At 71.3% G+C, this 18,968-nt stretch carries 17 protein-coding genes; 14 read left to right on the forward strand and 3 right to left on the reverse strand.

Annotated elements, in window-relative coordinates:
- Positions 1–91: 91 nt before the first annotated feature.
- Entirely contained in the window at positions 92–985 is an 894-nt protein-coding gene (locus NUH29_RS12005) for a sugar phosphate isomerase/epimerase family protein (RefSeq protein ID WP_258799413.1), read from the reverse strand.
- Positions 986–1,088: 103 nt separating this feature from the next.
- Between NUH29_RS12005 and otsA the strand changes: the two genes are divergently transcribed.
- The 12 genes from otsA to serA all read left to right on the forward strand — a co-directional run bounded on the left by otsA (position 1,089) and on the right by serA (position 15,647).
- Positions 1,089–2,576 (forward strand): alpha,alpha-trehalose-phosphate synthase (UDP-forming), encoded by a 1,488-nt coding sequence (gene otsA, locus NUH29_RS12010; protein WP_258799414.1) that lies wholly within the window; start codon positions 1,089–1,091, stop codon positions 2,574–2,576.
- Positions 2,546–3,364, forward strand: coding sequence for a trehalose-phosphatase (otsB, locus tag NUH29_RS12015; protein ID WP_258799415.1), 819 nt, complete (start codon positions 2,546–2,548; stop codon positions 3,362–3,364). The genes otsA and otsB overlap by 31 nt, the downstream gene beginning before the upstream one ends.
- A gap of 123 nt (positions 3,365–3,487) precedes the next feature.
- Positions 3,488–5,215, forward strand: a complete 1,728-nt coding sequence (gene ilvD / locus NUH29_RS12020; protein WP_258799416.1) for a dihydroxy-acid dehydratase — start codon at positions 3,488–3,490, stop codon at positions 5,213–5,215.
- A gap of 196 nt (positions 5,216–5,411) precedes the next feature.
- A complete protein-coding gene (locus tag NUH29_RS12025) occupies positions 5,412–7,235 on the forward strand; it encodes an acetolactate synthase large subunit (protein ID WP_258799417.1) in 1,824 nt (607 codons plus the stop codon).
- A gap of 4 nt (positions 7,236–7,239) precedes the next feature.
- Positions 7,240–7,749, forward strand: a complete 510-nt coding sequence (gene ilvN / locus NUH29_RS12030; RefSeq protein WP_258799418.1) for an acetolactate synthase small subunit — start codon at positions 7,240–7,242, stop codon at positions 7,747–7,749.
- Between the two features lie 96 nt (positions 7,750–7,845).
- Positions 7,846–8,871 (forward strand): ketol-acid reductoisomerase, encoded by a 1,026-nt coding sequence (gene ilvC, locus NUH29_RS12035; RefSeq protein ID WP_258799419.1) that lies wholly within the window; start codon positions 7,846–7,848, stop codon positions 8,869–8,871.
- A 188-nt stretch (positions 8,872–9,059) separates the two neighbouring features.
- The gene (locus NUH29_RS12040; RefSeq protein WP_258799421.1) at positions 9,060–10,439 is read left to right on the forward strand and encodes an AAA family ATPase; all 1,380 of its coding nucleotides are present in this window, start codon (positions 9,060–9,062) and stop codon (positions 10,437–10,439) included.
- Positions 10,440–11,319: 880 nt separating this feature from the next.
- On the forward strand, positions 11,320–11,850 hold the full coding sequence (locus tag NUH29_RS12045) for a helix-turn-helix transcriptional regulator (protein ID WP_258799923.1): 531 nt from the start codon (positions 11,320–11,322) through the stop codon (positions 11,848–11,850).
- Positions 11,851–11,920: 70 nt separating this feature from the next.
- Complete coding sequence (locus NUH29_RS12050) at positions 11,921–13,054, forward strand: mannitol-1-phosphate 5-dehydrogenase (protein WP_258799423.1); 1,134 nt, start codon at positions 11,921–11,923, stop codon at positions 13,052–13,054.
- Positions 13,055–13,117: 63 nt separating this feature from the next.
- Positions 13,118–13,597, forward strand: coding sequence for a hypothetical protein (locus NUH29_RS12055; RefSeq protein ID WP_258799425.1), 480 nt, complete (start codon positions 13,118–13,120; stop codon positions 13,595–13,597).
- Complete coding sequence (locus tag NUH29_RS12060; protein ID WP_258799426.1) at positions 13,594–13,926, forward strand: hypothetical protein; 333 nt, start codon at positions 13,594–13,596, stop codon at positions 13,924–13,926. Before NUH29_RS12055 ends, NUH29_RS12060 begins: the two co-directional genes overlap by 4 nt.
- A gap of 125 nt (positions 13,927–14,051) precedes the next feature.
- Positions 14,052–15,647 (forward strand): phosphoglycerate dehydrogenase, encoded by a 1,596-nt coding sequence (serA, locus tag NUH29_RS12065; RefSeq protein WP_258799427.1) that lies wholly within the window; start codon positions 14,052–14,054, stop codon positions 15,645–15,647.
- An 88-nt stretch (positions 15,648–15,735) separates the two neighbouring features.
- Here serA and NUH29_RS12070 read toward each other — a convergent pair whose 3' ends face one another.
- Entirely contained in the window at positions 15,736–15,990 is a 255-nt protein-coding gene (locus tag NUH29_RS12070) for a DUF6458 family protein (protein ID WP_258799429.1), read from the reverse strand.
- A 127-nt stretch (positions 15,991–16,117) separates the two neighbouring features.
- On the opposite strand from NUH29_RS12070, the gene NUH29_RS12075 reads away from it, so the two are divergent.
- Positions 16,118–17,164, forward strand: coding sequence for a 3-isopropylmalate dehydrogenase (locus tag NUH29_RS12075; protein ID WP_258799430.1), 1,047 nt, complete (start codon positions 16,118–16,120; stop codon positions 17,162–17,164).
- Between the two features lie 73 nt (positions 17,165–17,237).
- Positions 17,238–18,329, forward strand: coding sequence for a branched-chain amino acid aminotransferase (locus NUH29_RS12080; protein ID WP_373317467.1), 1,092 nt, complete (start codon positions 17,238–17,240; stop codon positions 18,327–18,329).
- 3 nt (positions 18,330–18,332) lie between these two features.
- Here NUH29_RS12080 and NUH29_RS12085 read toward each other — a convergent pair whose 3' ends face one another.
- The gene (locus NUH29_RS12085) at positions 18,333–18,956 is read right to left on the reverse strand and encodes an alpha/beta hydrolase family protein (RefSeq protein WP_258799433.1); all 624 of its coding nucleotides are present in this window, start codon (positions 18,954–18,956) and stop codon (positions 18,333–18,335) included.
- Between the last annotated feature and the right edge of the window lie 12 nt (positions 18,957–18,968).

An 18,968-nucleotide genomic window follows, 5' to 3' on the forward strand; every position in this document is an offset into this window, starting at 1 on the left:
GCAGCCCCCGACGATCCGCGGAGAGTGGGCGAGCCCGGCCCGGATCTCCTGCATTTCTGAGGGAGGACGGCGGCGGTGCCGCCCTCGGGACTCAGCGGGCGGGCTTCGCCGACTTCTTCTCGTGACGCCGGGCCTGCCGGATCTTGAGGGGCAGGTCGCCGCGGCCGCCCTCGATGGGCTCGCGCGTCGCGTGCTCCTGGCTCAGGTGCTCCCGCGCGAAGGCGACGGTCTGCACGAGCTTCTCGAGCCGGTACTGCTCATCCTTCTCCTGGCGCACGTTCACCTCGGCGACGATGTTGCCGTCCCAGCCGATGCTCGCCAGGTACTGCAGGGTCTCGGCCACCGGCTGGGTGCCCTCGCCCGGCAGCAGGTGCTCATCGAGGATCGCGCCGTCGGCGGCCGAGGTGGCGCCGTCGCACAGGTGGATGTGGCGCAGCTTCGGCCCCATCGCCATCGCCATCTCGAGGCTGTCGCGCCCCGACAGCGAGGCGTGCGAGAAGTCGAGGGTCATGTGGTCGACGTCGAGGTCGAGCGGATCGGGGGAGGGGGAGTAGGCCTTCATGCTGCGGCCCTTGACGGTCCACGGGAACATGTTCTCGACCGCCACCTCGACCCCGGAGTTCTTCGCGGTCTGCCGCACGATGCGCTCGAAGTTCTGCGCGTAGCCCGACTGCCAGCGGAACGGCGGGTGCACCACCACGGCATCCGCGCCGACCGCGGCGGCGAGCTCGCCCGACTTCTCGAGCTTCACCTGCGGGTCGCGGCCCCACACGAACGTCGTCAGCAGCAGCACCGGCGCGTGGATGGCGGTGATCGGCAGCCCGTAGCGCTCGCTGATCTCGAGCAGCTTCGTCGCGTCCTGGGTGACCGGGTCGTTGGTGACCATGATCTCCATCGAGTCGAACCCTGCCATCCGCGCGATCCGGAAAGCGTGCTCGACGGCGAACGGGTAGACGCACGTCGTGCTCATGCCCACGGAGATCATGCGACCACGCTAGTCGCCGGATGTGTCGCGCGCGTGAAGTCACAGCAAGCGCCAAAGCTCGGCCCCCCGAACGGGGCACGGCGCGCCCGTGTACCGTGGACGCATGGCCGACGAGAGCTACAGCTTCGTCGTCGTGTCCAACCGTCTCCCGGTCGACCGCGTGGTCGATGAGGCCGGCAACGCGAGCTGGAAGCAGTCGCCGGGAGGCCTCGTCACGGCGCTCGAACCCGTCATGCGCGCCGCCGACGGCGCCTGGGTGGGCTGGGCGGGCCAGGCCGACCTCGACCTCGAGCCGTTCGACAACGCGGGCATCCGCATCGTGCCGGTGCCGCTGTCGGAGTCCGACCTCGAGCTCTACTACGAGGGATTCAGCAACGACACCCTCTGGCCGCTGTACCACGACGTCATCGCGCAGCCGAGCTACCACCGCGAGTGGTGGGAGCGCTACGTGCAGGTGAACCGCCGGTTCGCGGAGGCGGTCGCGGGCGTGAGCGCCCCCGGCGCCACGGTGTGGGTGCAGGACTACCAGCTGCAGCTCGTGCCCGCGATGCTGCGGGAAGCCCGCCCCGATCTGCTGATCGGCTTCTTCAACCACATCCCGTTCCCGGCCTACGGCCTGTACTCGCAGCTGCCGTGGCGCCTGCAGATCATCGACGGGCTGCTCGGGGCGGATGTCGTGGGGTTCCAGCGGGTCGCCGACGCCGGCAACTTCTCGCGCGCGGTGCGGCGGCTGCGCGGTTACACCACCAAGTCGCCCGTGATCGAGGTGCCGGGCGTCGACGACGCGCCCGCCCGCCGCGTGATCGCGAAGCCGTTCCCGATCTCGATCGACGTCGCCGGCTTCCAGGAGCTGGCGTCGCGGCCGGAGGTGCAGGAGCGTGCGCGCCAGATCCGCGAGGACCTCGGCAACCCGAAGACGATCATGCTCGGCGTCGACCGGCTCGACTACACGAAGGGCATCACGCACCGGCTGAAGGCCTTCGGCGAGCTGCTCGCCGACGGATCCCTGTCGGTCGAGGACGTGACCCTCGTGCAGGTCGCCACGCCCTCGCGCGAGCGCGTCGAGAGCTACCGCCAGCTGCGCGACGAGATCGAGCTCGCGGTCGGCCGCATCAACGGCGACTACGGCACCATCAGCCACCAGGCCATCAGCTACCTGCACCACGGCTTCCCGCGCGAGGAGATGGCGGCGCTGTACCTCGCGGCCGACGTCATGCTCGTCACGGCGCTGCGCGACGGGATGAACCTCGTCGCGAAGGAGTACGTGGCGGCGCGGTCGGACGAGGACGGGGTGCTCATCCTCTCCGAGTTCGCGGGCGCCTCGGACGAGCTGCGGGCCGCGCTGCTCGTGAACCCGCACGACATCGACGGGCTGAAGGACACCATCCTCCGCGCCATCGACATGCCCCGGCACGAGCGGCGCAAGCGGATGCACTCGCTGCGCAAGAAGGTCGCCGAGAACGACGTCTCGCACTGGTCGGACTCGTTCCTCGCGACCCTGCGCCGGGCCCGCCGCACGCGCGCCGCCTGGGGCGGCTCGGGGCTGCCCGGCGAGGCGGAGTGGACCGTCGAACGGCCGCCGCAGTCGTGAACGCGCCGCTGCCGGAGCCGCTCGTCGGGGCGCTCCGCGAACTCGCCCGGGTGCGCCGGCTGCTCGTCGCGCTCGACTTCGACGGCACCCTCGCACCCGAGGTCGACTCGCCCGAGAAGGCGCGCGCGCTGCCGGAGGCCCGCGCCGCCGTGCTGCGGCTGCTGGCGCTGCCGAACACCCGCGTCGCGCTCGTGAGCGGGCGCGCCCTGCGCTCCCTCGTCGAGGTCGCCGACCTTCCCGACGACGTGCTGCTCGTCGGGTCGCACGGCATCGAGCTGCGGCTCGACGACCCGCACGACAGGCTCGCGCTCGACACCGTGGAGCTCGAGCGGGTCGACGTGCTGCAGGAGGTGCTCAGCCAGGTCGCCGACTCGATCGACGATGTGTGGCTCGAGTCGAAGCCGGCCGGCTTCGCCCTCCACACCCGTCTCGCCACCGACGAGAACTCGCGCCTCGCGCACCTCGTGGCGCTGCGCGAGGCGCAGGCCGAGCTCGACGACCTCACCATCCGCGAGGGCAAGAACGTGCTCGAGTTCGCGGTGCGCTCGACCACGAAGGGCGAGGCGATCGAGCACCTGCGACGCTACCTGGCGGCGGATGCCGTGTTCTACGCGGGCGACGACGTCACCGACGAGGACGCCTTCGACGCGCTGCAGGCGCACGATGTGGGCCTCAAGTCGGGTGACGGCCCGACGCTCGCCGGCTTCCGCGTGCCCGGCCCCGACGAGGTCGCGCACGTGCTCGCCGCCCTCGCCACCTTCCGCGAGGGCGACGTCCACGAGCAGTGATGGTCATAGACATGTCTATGACCTCCTGGACACCGGCGCGCGGGTGTCCACCAGGGCGCAGACATGTCTATGACCACCGGTGCACGTCAGCACCGGTATGCCGCCGGGAGTAACCTCGTGAGCATGCCGGACAGCACCTCCTCGGGCACCCCTGCGCCCGCCGTCGACCACAAGCCCCGCTCCCGCACCGTCACCGACGGCATCGAGGCCACCACCTCCCGCGGCATGCTCCGCGCGGTCGGCATGGGCGACGCCGACTGGGACAAGTCGCAGATCGGCATCGCGAGCTCGTGGAACGAGATCACCCCGTGCAACCTGAGCCTCGCCCGCCTCGCGCAGGCGGCGAAGGAGGGCGTGCACGCCGGCGGCGGCTACCCGCTGCAGTTCGGCACCGTCTCGGTCTCCGACGGCATCTCGATGGGTCACGAGGGCATGCACTTCTCGCTCGTCAGTCGCGAGGTCATCGCCGACTCGGTCGAGACCGTCATGCAGGCCGAGCGCCTCGACGGCTCCGTGCTGCTCGCCGGATGCGACAAGTCGATCCCCGGCATGCTGATGGCGGCGGCGCGCCTGGACCTCGCATCCGTCTTCCTCTACGCGGGCTCGATCGCGCCCGGCTGGGTGCGCCTGTCGGACGGCACCGAGAAGGACATCACGATCATCGACTCCTTCGAGGCGGTCGGCGGCGTCAAGGCCGGGATCATGTCGGAGGCGGACGCCCACGCCATCGAGTGCGCCTTCGCGCCCGGCGAGGGTGCCTGCGGCGGCATGTACACGGCCAACACGATGGCGTCGGTCGCCGAGGCGCTCGGCCTCTCGATCCCCGGCTCGGCGTCCCCGCCGAGCTACGACCGCCGCCGCGACTACTACGCCCACCGCTCGGGCGAGGCCGTCGTGAAGCTGCTCGAGAAGGGCATCACGGCCCGCCAGATCCTCACCAAGAAGGCGTTCGAGAACGCCATCGCGGTCGGCATGGCGCTCGGCGGCTCGACCAACATCGTGCTGCACCTGCTGGCGATCGCGCACGAGGCCGAGGTGGAGCTGACGCTCGACGACTTCAACCGCATCGGCTCGAAGGTGCCGCACATCGGCGACCTCAAGCCCTTCGGCCGCTACGTCATGAACGACGTCGACCGCCGCGGCGGCCTGCCCGTCCTCATGAAGGCGCTGCTCGACGCCGGCCTCATGCACGGTGACGCGCTCACCGTGACGGGCAAGACCCTCGCCGAGAACCTCGCCGACATCGGACCGATCCCGCCGCTCGACGGGGACGTGCTCCGCACGCTCGACAACCCGATCCACGAGACCGGCGGCCTCACCATCCTCAAGGGCTCGATGGCGCCCGAGGGCGCGGTCGTGAAGACCGCGGGCTTCGACGCCGCCACCTTCGAGGGGCCGGCGCACGTGTTCGAGCGCGAGCGCGCCGCGCTCGACGCGCTGACGAACGGCGAGATCCAGCACGGCGACGTGGTCGTCATCCGCTACGAGGGCCCCAAGGGCGGCCCCGGTATGCGCGAGATGCTCGCGATCACGGCGGCCATCAAGGGCGCCGGGCTCGGCAAGGACGTGCTGCTGCTCACCGACGGTCGCTTCTCGGGCGGCACGACGGGCCTCTGCGTCGGTCACATCGCCCCCGAGGCGGTGGATGCGGGGCCCATCGCGTTCGTGCGCGACGGCGACCGCATCCGGGTCGACATCGCGGCGCGCTCGATCGAGCTGCTCGTCGACGAGGCCGAGCTCGCGGCCCGCCGCGAGGGCTGGGAGCCGCTGCCCCCGCGCTACACGCGCGGCGTGCTCGCGAAGTACTCGAAGCTCGTCCACTCCGCCGCGGAGGGTGCCGTCACCGGCTGACGGTCGCACGCGTGACGAAACGCCCGCGAAACATCGGCTAGCATGGCAGGACGATAGACACCCGGGTGGCACAACCAGTCCTGGCGTGGGCGCTGTCCGCACTACGAGCGGATGGCGGCATTCTGATCAGGGCGATGACGTCATTCGCGCGCATCCCCCTCGATTCCCACCGACTCCCACCTTCGAGGAACCTCTCATGACCGCGCCCGCAATCCCCGCGCCCGACGCGCCCGCGCCCGCTCCGCCCTCGGCGAAGAAGGACGCCCCGCCCATCCTCACCGGCTCCGGCCAGGTGCTCGCCACCCTCGAGAAGCTCGGCGTCACCGACGTCTTCGGCATCCCCGGGGGCGCCATCATGCCGTTCTACGACGAGCTGATGGCCTCGACCGCCATCCGCCACATCCTCGTGCGCCACGAGCAGGGCGCCGGCCATGCGGCCGAGGGGTACGCGGCGGCATCCGGACGCGTGGGGGTCGCGATCGCCACCTCCGGCCCCGGCGCCACGAACCTCGTCACCGCCATCGCCGACGCCTACATGGACTCGGTGCCGATGCTCGCGATCACCGGCCAGGTGTTCTCGACCTCGATGGGAACCGACGCGTTCCAGGAGGTCGACATCACCGGCATCACGATGCCGATCACGAAGCACAGCTTCCTGGTGACCGACCCGGCGCAGGTGCCCGCGACCCTCGCCGCGGCGCACCACATCGCGACCACCGGCCGCCCCGGACCGGTGCTCGTCGACATCACGAAGGACGCGCAGCAGAAGTCGGCGCCCTTCATCTGGCCGCCCAAGGTCGACCTCCCCGGCTACCGCCCGGTCACCAAGGCGCACGGCAAGCAGATCCTCTCGGCCGCCGAGCTGCTCGGCGCCGCGAAGCGCCCCGTGCTCTACGTGGGCGGCGGCGTCATCCGCGCGGAGGCGTCGGCCGAGCTGCTTCAGCTGGCCGAGCTCACCAGCGCACCCGTCGTCACGACGCTCATGGCTCGCGGAGCGTTCCCCGACTCGCATCCCCAGCACCTCGGCATGCCCGGCATGCACGGCTCGGTTCCGGCGGTGCTCGCCCTGCAGGAGTCGGACCTCATCGTCTCGCTCGGCGCCCGCTTCGACGACCGGGTCACCGGCAAGGTGACCGACTTCGCACCGCACGCGAAGATCGTGCACGTCGACATCGACCCGGCCGAGATCGGCAAGATCCGCCACGCCGACGTCCCGATCGTGGGCGACGCGCGCGAGGTGATCGTCGACCTCATCGACGCGTTCCGCGCGCAGGGCGCGACGCCCGACATCGCGGAGTGGTGGACGCGGCTCGAGCAGCTGCGCGTCAACTACCCGCTCGGCTACAGCGAGCCGGAGGACGGCCTGCTCTCGCCGCAGCACATCATCCAGCGCATCGGCGAGCTGTCGGGCCCCGAGGCGGTCTACGCGGCGGGCGTCGGACAGCACCAGATGTGGGCGGCGCAGTTCATCGACTACGAGCGCCCGCACGCGTGGCTGAACTCGGGCGGCGCCGGCACCATGGGCTACGCCGTGCCCGCGGCCATGGGCGCCAAGGTCGCCGAGCCGGGGCGCCTGGTGTGGGCGATCGACGGCGACGGGTGCTTCCAGATGACCAACCAGGAGCTCGCCACCTGCACGATCAACGACATCCCGATCAAGGTCGCGATCATCAACAACTCCTCGCTCGGCATGGTGCGCCAGTGGCAGACGCTGTTCTACGACGGCCGCCACTCGTTCACCGACCTGAACACCGGCCACCTGGACGGCGAGAACACCACCCGGATGGTGCCCGACTTCGTGAAGCTCGCCGAGGCGTACGGCGCCCTCGGCATCCGCGTCACGAAGAAGGAGGAGATCGACGCCGCGATCCAGCTCGCGATCGAGACGAACGACCGCCCGGTCGTCATCGACTTCGTCGTGAGCCGCGACGCCATGGTGTGGCCGATGGTGCCGCAGGGTGTCGGCAACTCGCAGGTGCAGTACGCGCGCGACCACGCGCCCGCGTGGGAAGAGGAGTAAGGCCATGTCGCATCACGTGCTCTCCCTCCTCGTCGAGGACAAGCCCGGTCTGCTGACCCGCGTCGCGGGCCTGTTCGCGCGCCGCGGGTTCAACATCAACTCCCTCGCGGTGGGCCCCACCGAGATCGAGGGCCTCAGCCGCATCACGGTGGTGGTCGACGTCGAGGAGCTCCCGCTCGAGCAGGTCACCAAGCAGCTCAACAAGCTCGTCAACGTCATCAAGATCGTCGAGCTCGACCCGAGCCAGTCGGTGCAGCGCGAGCACCTGCTGATCAAGGTGCGCGTCGACAACACGACGCGCAGCCAGATCCTCGAGGCCGTGAACCTGTTCCGGGCGCGCGTCGTCGACGTGTCGCCGGATGCGCTCGTCATCGAGGTGACGGGCGACTCGGGCAAGGTGCAGGCGCTGCTGCGCGTGCTCGAGCCGTACGGCATCCGCGAGATCGCCCAGTCGGGCCTGCTCGCGATCGGGCGCGGCGGCAAGAGCATCACCGAGCGCGTCTACAAGTCCTGATACCGCCGCAGGCGGCATCAGGAGATCGAGTAGCGCGCAGCGCGTGCCGAGATCCCCAGAACGAACACGAACCCCAACAGAAACGAAGGAAGCAAATTGGCTGAGATCTTCTACGACAAGGATGCCGACCTGTCGATCATCCAGGGCAAGAAGGTGGCGATCGTGGGCTACGGCTCGCAGGGTCACGCCCACGCCCAGAACCTGCGCGACTCGGGCGTCGAGGTCGTCATCGCCCTCAAGGACGGCTCGAAGTCGACCGCGAAGGCCACCGAGGACGGCTTCGAGGTGAAGAGCGTCGCCGACGCCACCGAGTGGGCCGACCTCATCATGATCCTCGCCCCCGACCAGCACCAGCGCGGCATCTACGCCGAGAGCATCAAGGACAAGCTGACCGCCGGCAAGACGCTCGCCTTCGCGCACGGCTTCAACATCCGCTTCGGCTACATCGACGCCCCGGAGGGCGTCGACGTGATCCTCGTCGCGCCGAAGGCCCCGGGCCACACGGTGCGCCGCGAGTACGTCGCGGGCCGCGGCATCCCGGACATCATCGCGGTCGAGCGCGACGCCTCCGGCTCGGCGTGGGAGACCGCGAAGTCGTACGCGAAGGCCATCGGCGGCACCCGCGCCGGCGTCATCAAGACGACCTTCACCGAGGAGACCGAGACCGACCTGTTCGGCGAGCAGGCCGTGCTCTGCGGCGGCATGTCGCACCTCGTGCAGTACGGCTTCGAGACCCTGACCGAGGCGGGCTACCAGCCCGAGATCGCCTACTTCGAGGTGCTGCACGAGCTGAAGCTCATCGTCGACCTCATGTGGGAGGGCGGCATCGCCAAGCAGCGCTGGTCGATCTCCGACACGGCCGAGTACGGCGACTACGTGTCGGGCCCGCGCGTGATCGACCCGAGCGTCAAGGAGAACATGCAGGGCGTGCTCGCCGACATCCAGTCGGGTGCCTTCGCGAAGCGCTTCATCGCCGACCAGGATGCGGGCGCCCCCGAGTTCCTGGCCCTGCGCGAGAAGGAGGCGCAGCACCCGATCGAGACGACCGGCAAGGAGCTGCGCTCGCTGTTCGCCTGGAAGCAGCAGGACTCCGACTACACGGAGGGCAGCGCCGCCCGCTGACCTGTCGCTGGATCGCGCTGATCTGTCGCGAGACATGTCTGCGACCTGAGGGACACCCGCGCGCGGGTGTCCCTCAGTCGTCTCCGCTGTCCCTCGGCGAAGTCCGGACTTGTGCGGAGCGGCCCCGGGGCGGTGCAATGGTGCGACCGGTCATTCGGCCGGGTCCTCGACCGCTCCACACCACCACAGTGCCCGATCGTCCTCTGCTCGAACGCGCCGCCGAACTCGCGGCGATCGACGGCGCGCTCGCGGGAGCGGAATCCGGTTCGACGCGCACCGTCGTCGTGGTCGGCGAGCCGGGGATCGGCAAGTCGTCACTGCTCACCGAGGGTGCCGCGCTGGCCGTGGCCCGAGGCTTCGACGTCCGTCGCGCGGTCTTCACCGTCCTCAGTGCGCAGACACCGCACGGCCTCCTCTGGGAGTGGTTCGGAGCGGATGCCCACGACGAGGAACCGGGGCCCGCATTCGACGGCCCGGCCGAGATGCTCCGCGATGTGCTGCGCGGCGAGCGCACGGCGGAGCCCGTGGCCCTGGCCTATGCGGCCCAGTGGGCGCTGTCCGCGCTCGACGAGGAGCGCCCCTTGCTGCTGCTCGTGGACGACCTGCAGTGGGCCGACGAGGCCAGCCGCCGCCTGCTGACGACCCTCGTCGCGCGACTGTCCACCGAGCGGATCGCGATCCTGATCGCCACGCGTCCGGACCCGGCACTCGACGCGGATCCCGCCGTCGCCGCCATGCTCGCGGGCGCCCGCACCTCGCTGCTGGAACCCCCGCCGCTCAGCATCACCGCCGTGGGCTCGCTCGCCGAGGGCTCGGATGCCGATGTCGAGCGGGTGTTCGCGGTGAGCGGCGGCGTCCCGTTCTACGTGCGCGAGCTCATCGATCACGGCCTCGAGTCGGGCCCCGCACGCATCCGGGAGGGGCTGCGCGCCCGCCTGGCCGCGCTGCCGGATGACGCGCGCACGGTGGTGCAGACAGCGGTCGTCGTGCCGGAGGGCCTCGCGCCCGCGCTGCTCGCCGATGCCGCGGGGGTCTCGGATGCGCGCCTCGCCGAGCTGATCACCCAGCTCGATGCGGCGGGGCTCGTGGAGCGCCGCGACGACGTCGTGCGACCCGTCCATCCGATCGTCGTCGAGGGGGTGCTCGCGAGCCTCGACCCCGACCGCTTGGCGCAGCTGCACGCGCGGGTGGCGGACGCCCTCCGGGAAGCGGGGGCGCCGCTGTCGGCGATCGCCGCGCACGACCTCGAGACGATCCCCGGAGGGGACGCGCGTCGGGCGGCGTCGCTCGCCGACGCGGCGCGGTTGGCCGCGTCGGGCGGCGTCGCTCGCCGACGCGGCGCGGTTGGCGCTCGAGGCGGGGAACCCCGCCATGGCGGCGCGGCTCTTCGCCCGGGCGCGTGCCGAGGGCGCGCTCACCGAGCTCGCGGCATCGCAGTGGGTCTTCGACGAGGGCCGCGCCCGTGTGATGGCCGGCGAGTCGGAGGCGGGCCTCGCCCTCATCCGCGCCGCCGCGCGCGAGGTCGACAATCCCCGTGTGCGCGCGGAGCGCTTCCTGGAGCTCGGTGACGCCGCCTACATGACGAACGACTTCGCGACGGCCGGCGAGTCCTATGCCGCCGCGCGCGCCGCGATCTCGGCGAACGCCGACGTGTCCGACGCCGAGCGCCGGCTGGTGCTGGCGAAGGTCGCCACGAACGAGCTCGCCTTCTCGAGCGAGCCGATGGGGGCGCTGCTGGCCGAGGTCGCCCAGATCGAGAGCCGGCCGGCCACCGCCGACACCGAGGCCGATCGTGCGGTGCTCGCCGTCGTCGCGCTGGCGCTCTCGTTCGCCGGCACGGGAGGCGGCGAGGGCCACGCACGGCGATCGTTGGGTGTCGTCGCCGAGGGCGGCGCGGACGATCCGATCACCTACGTCGTGTCCGGTGCGCTCAACTGCTACGGCTTCGTCGACGAGGCCGAGGAGTGGCTCTCGGCCGCCGTCGCCGACGCCCGCGACTCGGGCAGCGTGCAGGGCTTCGGCACGGCCAGCTACGCGCGCGGCGCGCTGCGGATCGCCTACGGGCGGCTGCGCGGAGGTCTCGCCGACCTGGAGGCCGCCCGCACGACGTCGGAGCTCGGGTGGCGCACCTACTTCCCGGCGATGCAGTACTACCTCGTGAAGGGCTACGTGCGCACCGGCGAGATCGAACTGGCCGAGCAGGTGGCCGCCCTCGACGCGGGTCCGCAGCCGGCGATGTTCGTCGGCATCGGGCTCGCCGCCCGCCTGCTGCACCTCGTCGCATCCGGTGCCTACCGCGAGGCCATCGAGTTCGCCGAGGCGAACATCGTGCGCCACGAGAGCGTCATCCCGATGTTCGGCGAGGATTGGCGGCCCCCGCTCGCGGAGGCCTACGCCGGTGTCGGCGATCTCGCGCGGGCGCGCGAGGTGCTGCGGGAGGCCGTCTCGATGGCGCCGGCCTCGCTGCCCGCACACGGTCGCGCGGCGCTGTACGTCGCGTCGGCGCGGCTCGACGACGACCCGGAGTCGGCCGAGCAGCTCTATCGGCTCGCCCTCGACCTGGTGGATGCGCGGCACTACCAGTGGGCCGAGGCGCATCTCGGGCTCGCCCAGGTGCAGCTGGACCGCGGCCAGCGCGAGGCCGCCCGCCGCCACGCCCGCGAGACCTTCCAGTACGCGGTGCGCGAGGGTGCCCGACCGCTCGCGGTGCAGGCGCGCTCGGTGGCGGCCCGGGTGACCTCGCCGGACGAGATCCTGCCGCCCGACGAGCGGCTCGCCCTCCTCAGCCCGAGCGAGCACCGGATCGCGGAGGCGGCGGCGCGCGGGGAGCGCAACCGGGAGATCGCGCGGTCGCAGTTCGTGACGGTGAAGACCGTCGAGTTCCACCTCGGCAACGTGTACCGCAAGCTCGGCATCCGCTCGCGCACCGAGCTCGCGTCGATCCTGGGGGTCGCGGCCGAGATCGTCGCCGAGGGGTGATTCGGGGTCTTCCGCCCCGCCGGAAGAACCCGCCCTGGCCCCGCGCCGGGCGCCGGAGTTGAATGAGACGGTGACAGCGACGGCGGTGCACTTCGGGGCGGGCAACATCGGACGCGGCTTCGTGGCGCCGTTCCTCAGGCAGAGCGGCTACGAGGTGGTGTTCGCGGACGTCAGCGAGGAGCTGATCGGGGCGCTGCAGGCGCAGCCGAGCTACCGGGTGCACGAGGTGGGCGAGGGCGCGCGCGACCTCGTGATCGACGGGTACCGGGCGATCAACTCGCGCGAGCATCCGGACGACGTCGCCGCCGAGATCGCCGCGGCCGAGGTGGTGACGACCGCCGTCGGGGCGCGCATCCTGCAGTTCGTCGCCCCGCTCATCGTGGCGGGGCTCGCCCAGCGTCCCGCGGATGCGAAGCCGCTCGTCGTGATCGCCTGCGAGAACGCGATCGGCGGCACCGACATCCTGGCGGAGGCCGTGCGCGGGCTCGGCGGGGCGATGGAGCGGGCCGTGTGGGCGAACTGCGCCATCGACCGGATCGTGCCCGAGCAGCACGGCGGCCTCGACGTGACCCTCGAGGCATTCTGGGAGTGGGCGGTCGACCGCACGCCGTTCGGCGGCGACGAGCCCGAGATCGTGGGAGTGCACTGGGTCGACGACCTGGAGCCGTACATCGAGCGCAAGCTGTTCACCGTCAACACGGGGCATGCCTCGACCGCCTACCTCGGCTACCACCGCGGCATCGACACGATCGCCGAGGCCCTCGCGGTGCCGGAGGTGATGGCCGAGGTGCGCGCGGTGCTCGCCGAGACGAGCGGCCTGCTGGTGGCGAAGCACGGCTTCACCGCCGAGGAGCAGCAGGGCTACGTCGAGACCACCCTCGCCCGCATCACCAACCCCGAACTGCCCGACAGCTGCGTGCGCGTGGGGCGCGCCCCGCTGCGCAAGCTGGGCAGGCACGAGCGCTTCATCGACCCCGCTGCGCAGCTGGTCGAGCGCGGCGAGCCCGCCTGGAACCTGCTCACGGCGGTCGGCGCGGCCCTGCGGTTCGACCCCGCCGACGACCCGGAGGCGGTCGAACTGCAGGCCGCCCTCGCCTCCGGTGCCGACGCCTCGGCGCTCGCCGCGCAGCTGTGCGGGATCGAGCCCGGTCATCCGCTGCACGAGCCGCTCGTCGAGGTCTTCCGCCTGCGCCTCGAATCCTGAGGCGCCACCTCGTGTCGCCCCGTCCGATGTGCGTCGGGCCGCGGGATGGGGTTGGATCGTGAGGTGAGCACCCGCGACCCCGAGCCCGTCGACGAGACGGACGACGAGGCGCTGCACTGGGCCGGCGACGAGGCGCGCGGCCAGTCGGCCCCGCGACTGCGGGACGACGCGGATGCGGTGGGCGCCCCCGCGGAGCCCGCGCCGGACGACGAGCCGGCCGAGGCCCCGCGCACGCCCCGCGAGACGGCGTTCCTGGTGGGCACCGGCGCGTTCGGGGTGGTGTACCTCGCCCTCTCGATCGGCTGGATCTTCTCCGCGCAGCTGCTCAGCTATCCGGGGCTCGACACGCTCGGCGAGATCATGTGGCAGTTCGGCGAGTTCCTCGCCATGATCGCGGCGGCCCTCTGGTTCGCGGCCGCGATCACGCTCACCCCGGACACGGTCTCCCGCCGCGCCGCGAAGCGCATGATCGCGCTGCTCGTCGGCGCCCTCGTGCTGATCCCCTGGCCGGGACTGCTCTACTGGATCGGGAGCACCCAATGACCGACGTCGACCGCGAACCCGCCGAGCCGATCGGCCCGCCGCTCGCCTGGCGCATCGGCGTGGCGGTGCTCTTCGCCGCGCTCTTCGGCTGGTTCGAGTTCTCCGCGGCGAGCAACCTCATCGCGCTCCCGCCGCTCTACTCCGCCCAGGGCTACGCGGAGTACATCCCCTGGACCACCCTCGTGCTCGGGGTGCTGCTGCCGCCTGTGCTCTACCTCGCGGCCCTGCTGCTCGGGCGCGGGAGGATGCTGAGCGGCCGGGTGGTCGTGTTCGCCGCGGGACTCGCGGCGACCACCGCGACGGCGCTCACCCTCTACGTGCTGGCCTGAGTCCCGGCCCGTCACGGGACGGAACGGGCATGCGGCGTCCGATAGGCTGCCTGTGCCGCGCCCGCGCGAGCCGTGGCGTCATCCTCTCGCGGCCTGAGCCGCAGCCCCCGCACGAAGGAACCACTGTGGCCAAGCCGGTCGTCCTGATCGCCGAACAACTCTCGCCCGCCACCGTCGAGGCCCTCGGCCCCGACTTCGACGTCCGCTCCGTCGACGGCACCGACCGCCCCGCGCTGCTGTCCGCGCTCGCCGACGCGAACGCGGTGCTCATCCGCTCCGCGACCCAGATCGACGAGGAGGCGCTCGCCGCCGCGCCGTCGCTCAAGGTCGTGGCGCGTGCCGGGGTCGGGCTCGACAACGTCGACATCAAGGCCGCCACCGAGGCGGGCGTCATGGTCGTCAACGCGCCCACCTCGAACATCATCAGCGCGGCCGAGCTGACCATCGGGCACATCCTGAGCCTCGCCCGGCACATCCCGGCCGCGCACGCGAGCCTCGCCGCGGGGGAGTGGAAGCGCTCGAAGTACACCGGAACCGAGCTGTTCGAGAAGACCGTCGGCATCATCGGCCTCGGTCGCATCGGCGCGCTCATCACCGCCCGGCTGCAGGCCTTCGGCGTCGAGGTCATCGCCTACGACCCCTACGTGACGCCGGCCCGCGCCCAGCAGCTGGGGGTGCGCCTGGTGACCCTCGACGAACTGCTCGAGCAGTCGGACTTCATCACCATCCACATGCCCAAGACGCCCGAGACCACGGGCATGATCTCGACCGCGCAGCTCGCCCGCATGAAGAGCACCGCGTACATCGTGAACGTCGCGCGCGGCGGGCTCATCGACGAGGAGGCGCTCGCCGAGGCGCTCGCGGCGGGCACCATCGCGGGTGCGGGCCTCGACGTGTTCTCGTCCGAGCCCCCCACCGACACCGCGCTGCTGGGCCTCCCGAACGTCGTCGTCACCCCGCACCTCGGAGCCTCCACCGACGAGGCGCAGGAGAAGGCGGGCGTCTCGGTCGCGAAGTCGGTGCGGCTCGCGCTCGAGGGCGAGCTCGTGCCGGATGCGGTGAACGTCGCCGGAGGCGTCATCGACCCGTTCGTGCGCCCCGGCATCGCGCTCGTCGAGAAGCTCGGCCAGGTGCTGGCCGCCGTCGCCGGGCACGGGGCGCTGACCGACCTCGAGATCGACGTGCGCGGCGAGCTCGCCGCCTACGACGTGAGCGTCTACCGGCTCGCGGCGCTCAAGGGCTACTTCACGAACCAGGTCACCGAGAACGTCTCGTACGTGAACGCCCCGCTGCTCGCCGAGCAGCGCGGCATCACCTCGAGCCTCAACGTGTCGGAGGAGAGCAAGGACTACCGCAACACGACCACCTTGCGCGGTGTGCTCTCGGACGGCACGACCCTCGAGGTCGCCGGCACCCTCGCCGGCACCAAGATGACCGAGAAGATCATCGGCCTCAACGGCTACGACATCGAGGTGCCGATCGGCGAGCACCACATCGTGATGTTCTACACCGACCGCCCCGGCATCGTCGCCGTGTACGGCAAGGAGTTCGGCGAGGCCGGCATCAACATCGCCGGTATGCAGATCGCGCGGCGCAGCGCCGGCGGCCAGGCGCTCTCGATCATCACGGTCGACTCGCCGGTGCCCGACGAGGTGCTCGAGCGCGTCCGCGTGGCGATCGAGGCCGACGAGGTGCGCGAGATCGACATCGTCGAGGCCTAGGCCCGGACACGAAAAGCGGCCGCGGCATCCTTCCCAGGGGAATGCCGCGGCCGCACCGGTCCCACCCGATAGAGACCGGTTCCCGCGCTCAGGGCAGCGGGTCGCTCTCGGTGGCGCGCTGGTCGACGCGCGACCCCGTCTCGGGGTCGACGCTCGTGCGCACGGTGGTCACCGACTGGCGCTTGCGCACCATCAGCACGATGCCGATGATCGCGACGATCACGCCCGCGCCCATCAGCAGGTAGCCGACGAGGTCGAGGTCGATCCAGTCGGCCTGGACGTTCAGCGCGAACGTGAGGATCGCGCCGACGACGAAGAGGAAGATGCCGAGCCCGATGCTCATGGTGGCCTCCTTGGGTCAGGGCCCCACGTGGGGGGGGCCGATACGACAGTAGGAAGCCGCACGGAATGCGGACAGCCCGTTGACGGCGCGCATCCGACGCGCTATGGGCGCCGATAGCCTAGGAGGCATGACGCGCACCATCGACCTCGCCGTGATCGCGGGGGACGGCATCGGACCCGAAGTGATCGCCGAGGCGGTGACCGTGCTCGAGGCGGCGACCGCCGACGAGGCGCAGCTCGCCGTCACCACGTATCCGTTCAGCGCCGCGCACTACCTCGAGACGGGGCGGATCCTCGACGACGCGGACCTGGCGGCCCTCGCCGCGCACGACGCGATCCTGCTGGGGGCGGTCGGCGGCGACCCGCGGGATCCGCGGCTCGCGGGCGGCATCATCGAGCGCGGTCTGCTGCTGAAGCTCCGCTTCGCCTTCGACCACTACGTGAACCTGCGCCCCACCGTGCTCTACCCGACGGTGCCGAGCCCGCTCGCGGCGCCGGGTGAGGTGGACTTCGTGGTCGTGCGGGAGGGCACCGAGGGGCCCTACGTCGGCAACGGCGGCAGCATCCGCACCGGCACGCCCCACGAGATCGCCAACGAGGTGAGCGTCAACACGGCCTACGGCATCGAGCGGGTCGTGCGCTTCGCGTTCGCGCAGGCCGAGAAGCGCCGACGGAAGGTCACGCTCGTGCACAAGACCAACGTGCTGACCCACGCCGGGGGTCTCTGGTCGCGCATCGTGCAGGCGGAGGCGGCCAATCATCCGGACGTGGCGTGGGATTACCTGCACGTCGACGCCGCGACCATCTTCCTGGTGACCGATCCTGCTAGGTTCGACGTCATCGTCACCGACAATCTCTTCGGCGACATCCTCACCGATCTGGCCGGCGCCATCAGCGGCGGCATCGGACTGGCGGCCTCGGGAAACATCAACCCCGACGGCACGTTCCCCAGCATGTTCGAGCCGGTTCACGGATCCGCGCCCGACATCGCGGGGCAGCAGAAGGCCGACCCCACGGCCGCGATCCTGTCGACCGCGCTCCTGCTCGACCACCTCGGGCTCCCGGATGCGGCCCGCCGGGTCGAGGCTGCGGTGGCGGCGGACCTCGCCGAGAGAGGGAGCACCCCGCGCACGACCGCCGAGGTCGGCGCCGCGATCACCACCCGCCTGCACTGAACGCGTCCCGCGGGCGCACAATAGAGTCCACGACCTATCGGAAGAGCCGACCATGACCCTGAACCTCCTCCCCATGGCCACCCAGGACCTCCAGTTCCAGGTGACCCGCAACGAGAACGCCAAGAGCGCCGAGGAGCGCGCGGCGATCCTCGAGAACCCGGGCTTCGGCCAGGCCTTCACGGATCACATGGTCGACATCTGCTGGTCGGAGCGCGGCGGGTGGCACCGTCCCCGCGTCCAGCCCTACGGACCCATCCAGCTCGACCCGGCTGCGGCCGTGCTGCACTACGCGCAGGAGATCTTCGAGGGCCTCAAGGCGTACCGCCACGCCGACGGCTCGATCTGGACGTTCCGCCCCGACCAGAACGCGGCGCGCATGCAGCGCTCCGCGAAGCGCCTCGCGCTCCCCGAACTGCCCACCGAGTACTTCCTCGACTCGCTCACGCAGCTCGTGGCCGTCGACGGCGACTGGGTGCCGACCGCTCCCGAGACGAGCCTGTACCTGCGCCCGTTCATGTTCGCCAAGGAGGCGTTCCTCGGCGTGCGTCCGGCGAAGAAGGTCAACTACTACCTCATCGCCTCGCCGGCGGGTGCGTACTTCCACGGCGGCGTGACGCCCGTGTCGATCTGGCTCTCCACCCACTACACGCGTGCCGGCCACGGCGGCATGGGGCAGGCGAAGACCGGCGGCAACTACGCGGCCTCGCTCGTCGCCCAGCAGGAGGCGTACGAGCACGGCTGCGCGCAGGTGCTGTTCCTCGACGCGCAGCAGGGCGAGTACCTGGAGGAGCTCGGCGGCATGAACGTCGTGCTCGTGACCCGCGACAACCGCCTCATCACCCCGGACTCGGACTCGATCCTCGAGGGCATCACGCTCGACTCGGTGCTGCAGCTCGGTCGCGACCGCGGCTACACGGTGGAGCAGCGCCCCGTGTCGATCACCGAGTGGCGCGAGGGCGTCGCGTCGGGCGAGATCGTCGAGGCGTTCGCGTGCGGAACCGCCGCCGTGATCACCCCGATCTCGGAGATCAAGGCGGACGACTTCGACATCGTGATGCCGGAGGTCGCCGAGCGCGTGTCGATGTCGCTGCGCGACGAGCTCACCGGCATCCAGTACGGCCGCGTCGAGGACCGCCACGGCTGGCTGTACCGGCTCGACGCGTAGCGGTCAGACGTGAGCCGCCACCGCGTCCGCCGCGGCGGCGAGGTTCTCGGCGAAGCCGTGGCCGGAAGCCTTGCGGGGCTTCAGGTCGTGGTCGCCGTCCGGTGACCAGGCGACGGTGATCGCGGGGGAGAGGGTGTAGCCCGCGACCTCGTCGCGAGAGCCCATGATGTCGCGCTCGCCCTGGCAGATGAGCGTCGGGGCCGCGAGCTCCGCGAGGTGCGCGGTGCGCAGCTGCTCGGGCTTGCCCATCGGGTGGAACGGGTAGCCGAGGCACACGAGCCCCCCGATGCGTCCGGCGGAGTACTGCTCGTCGGCGATCATGCTGGCCACGCGCCCGCCGAACGACTTGCCGCCGATCACCGGCACGGCATCCGTCTCGCCGCGCAGCTGCTCGATCACGGCGCGGTACTCGTCGAGCACCGCCTCGGCGCGCGGGTTCGGGCGGCGCACCCCCTCGCGGCGGGCCGCCATGTAGGCGAACTCGAACCGCGCGACCCGGATGCCGCGGTCGCCGAGCAGCGCCGCCATCCGGTTCATCCAGTCGGAGTCCATGGCCGCCCCGGCGCCGTGCGCCAGCACGAGCAGCCGGGCGGAGTCGGCGGGGCCGGTCCAGAGCAGTTCGGTCACGGGCTCCAGTAT

This window comes from Protaetiibacter mangrovi, from assembly GCF_024752305.1.
Taxonomy (GTDB): Bacteria; Actinomycetota; Actinomycetes; order Actinomycetales; family Microbacteriaceae; genus Homoserinibacter; species Homoserinibacter mangrovi.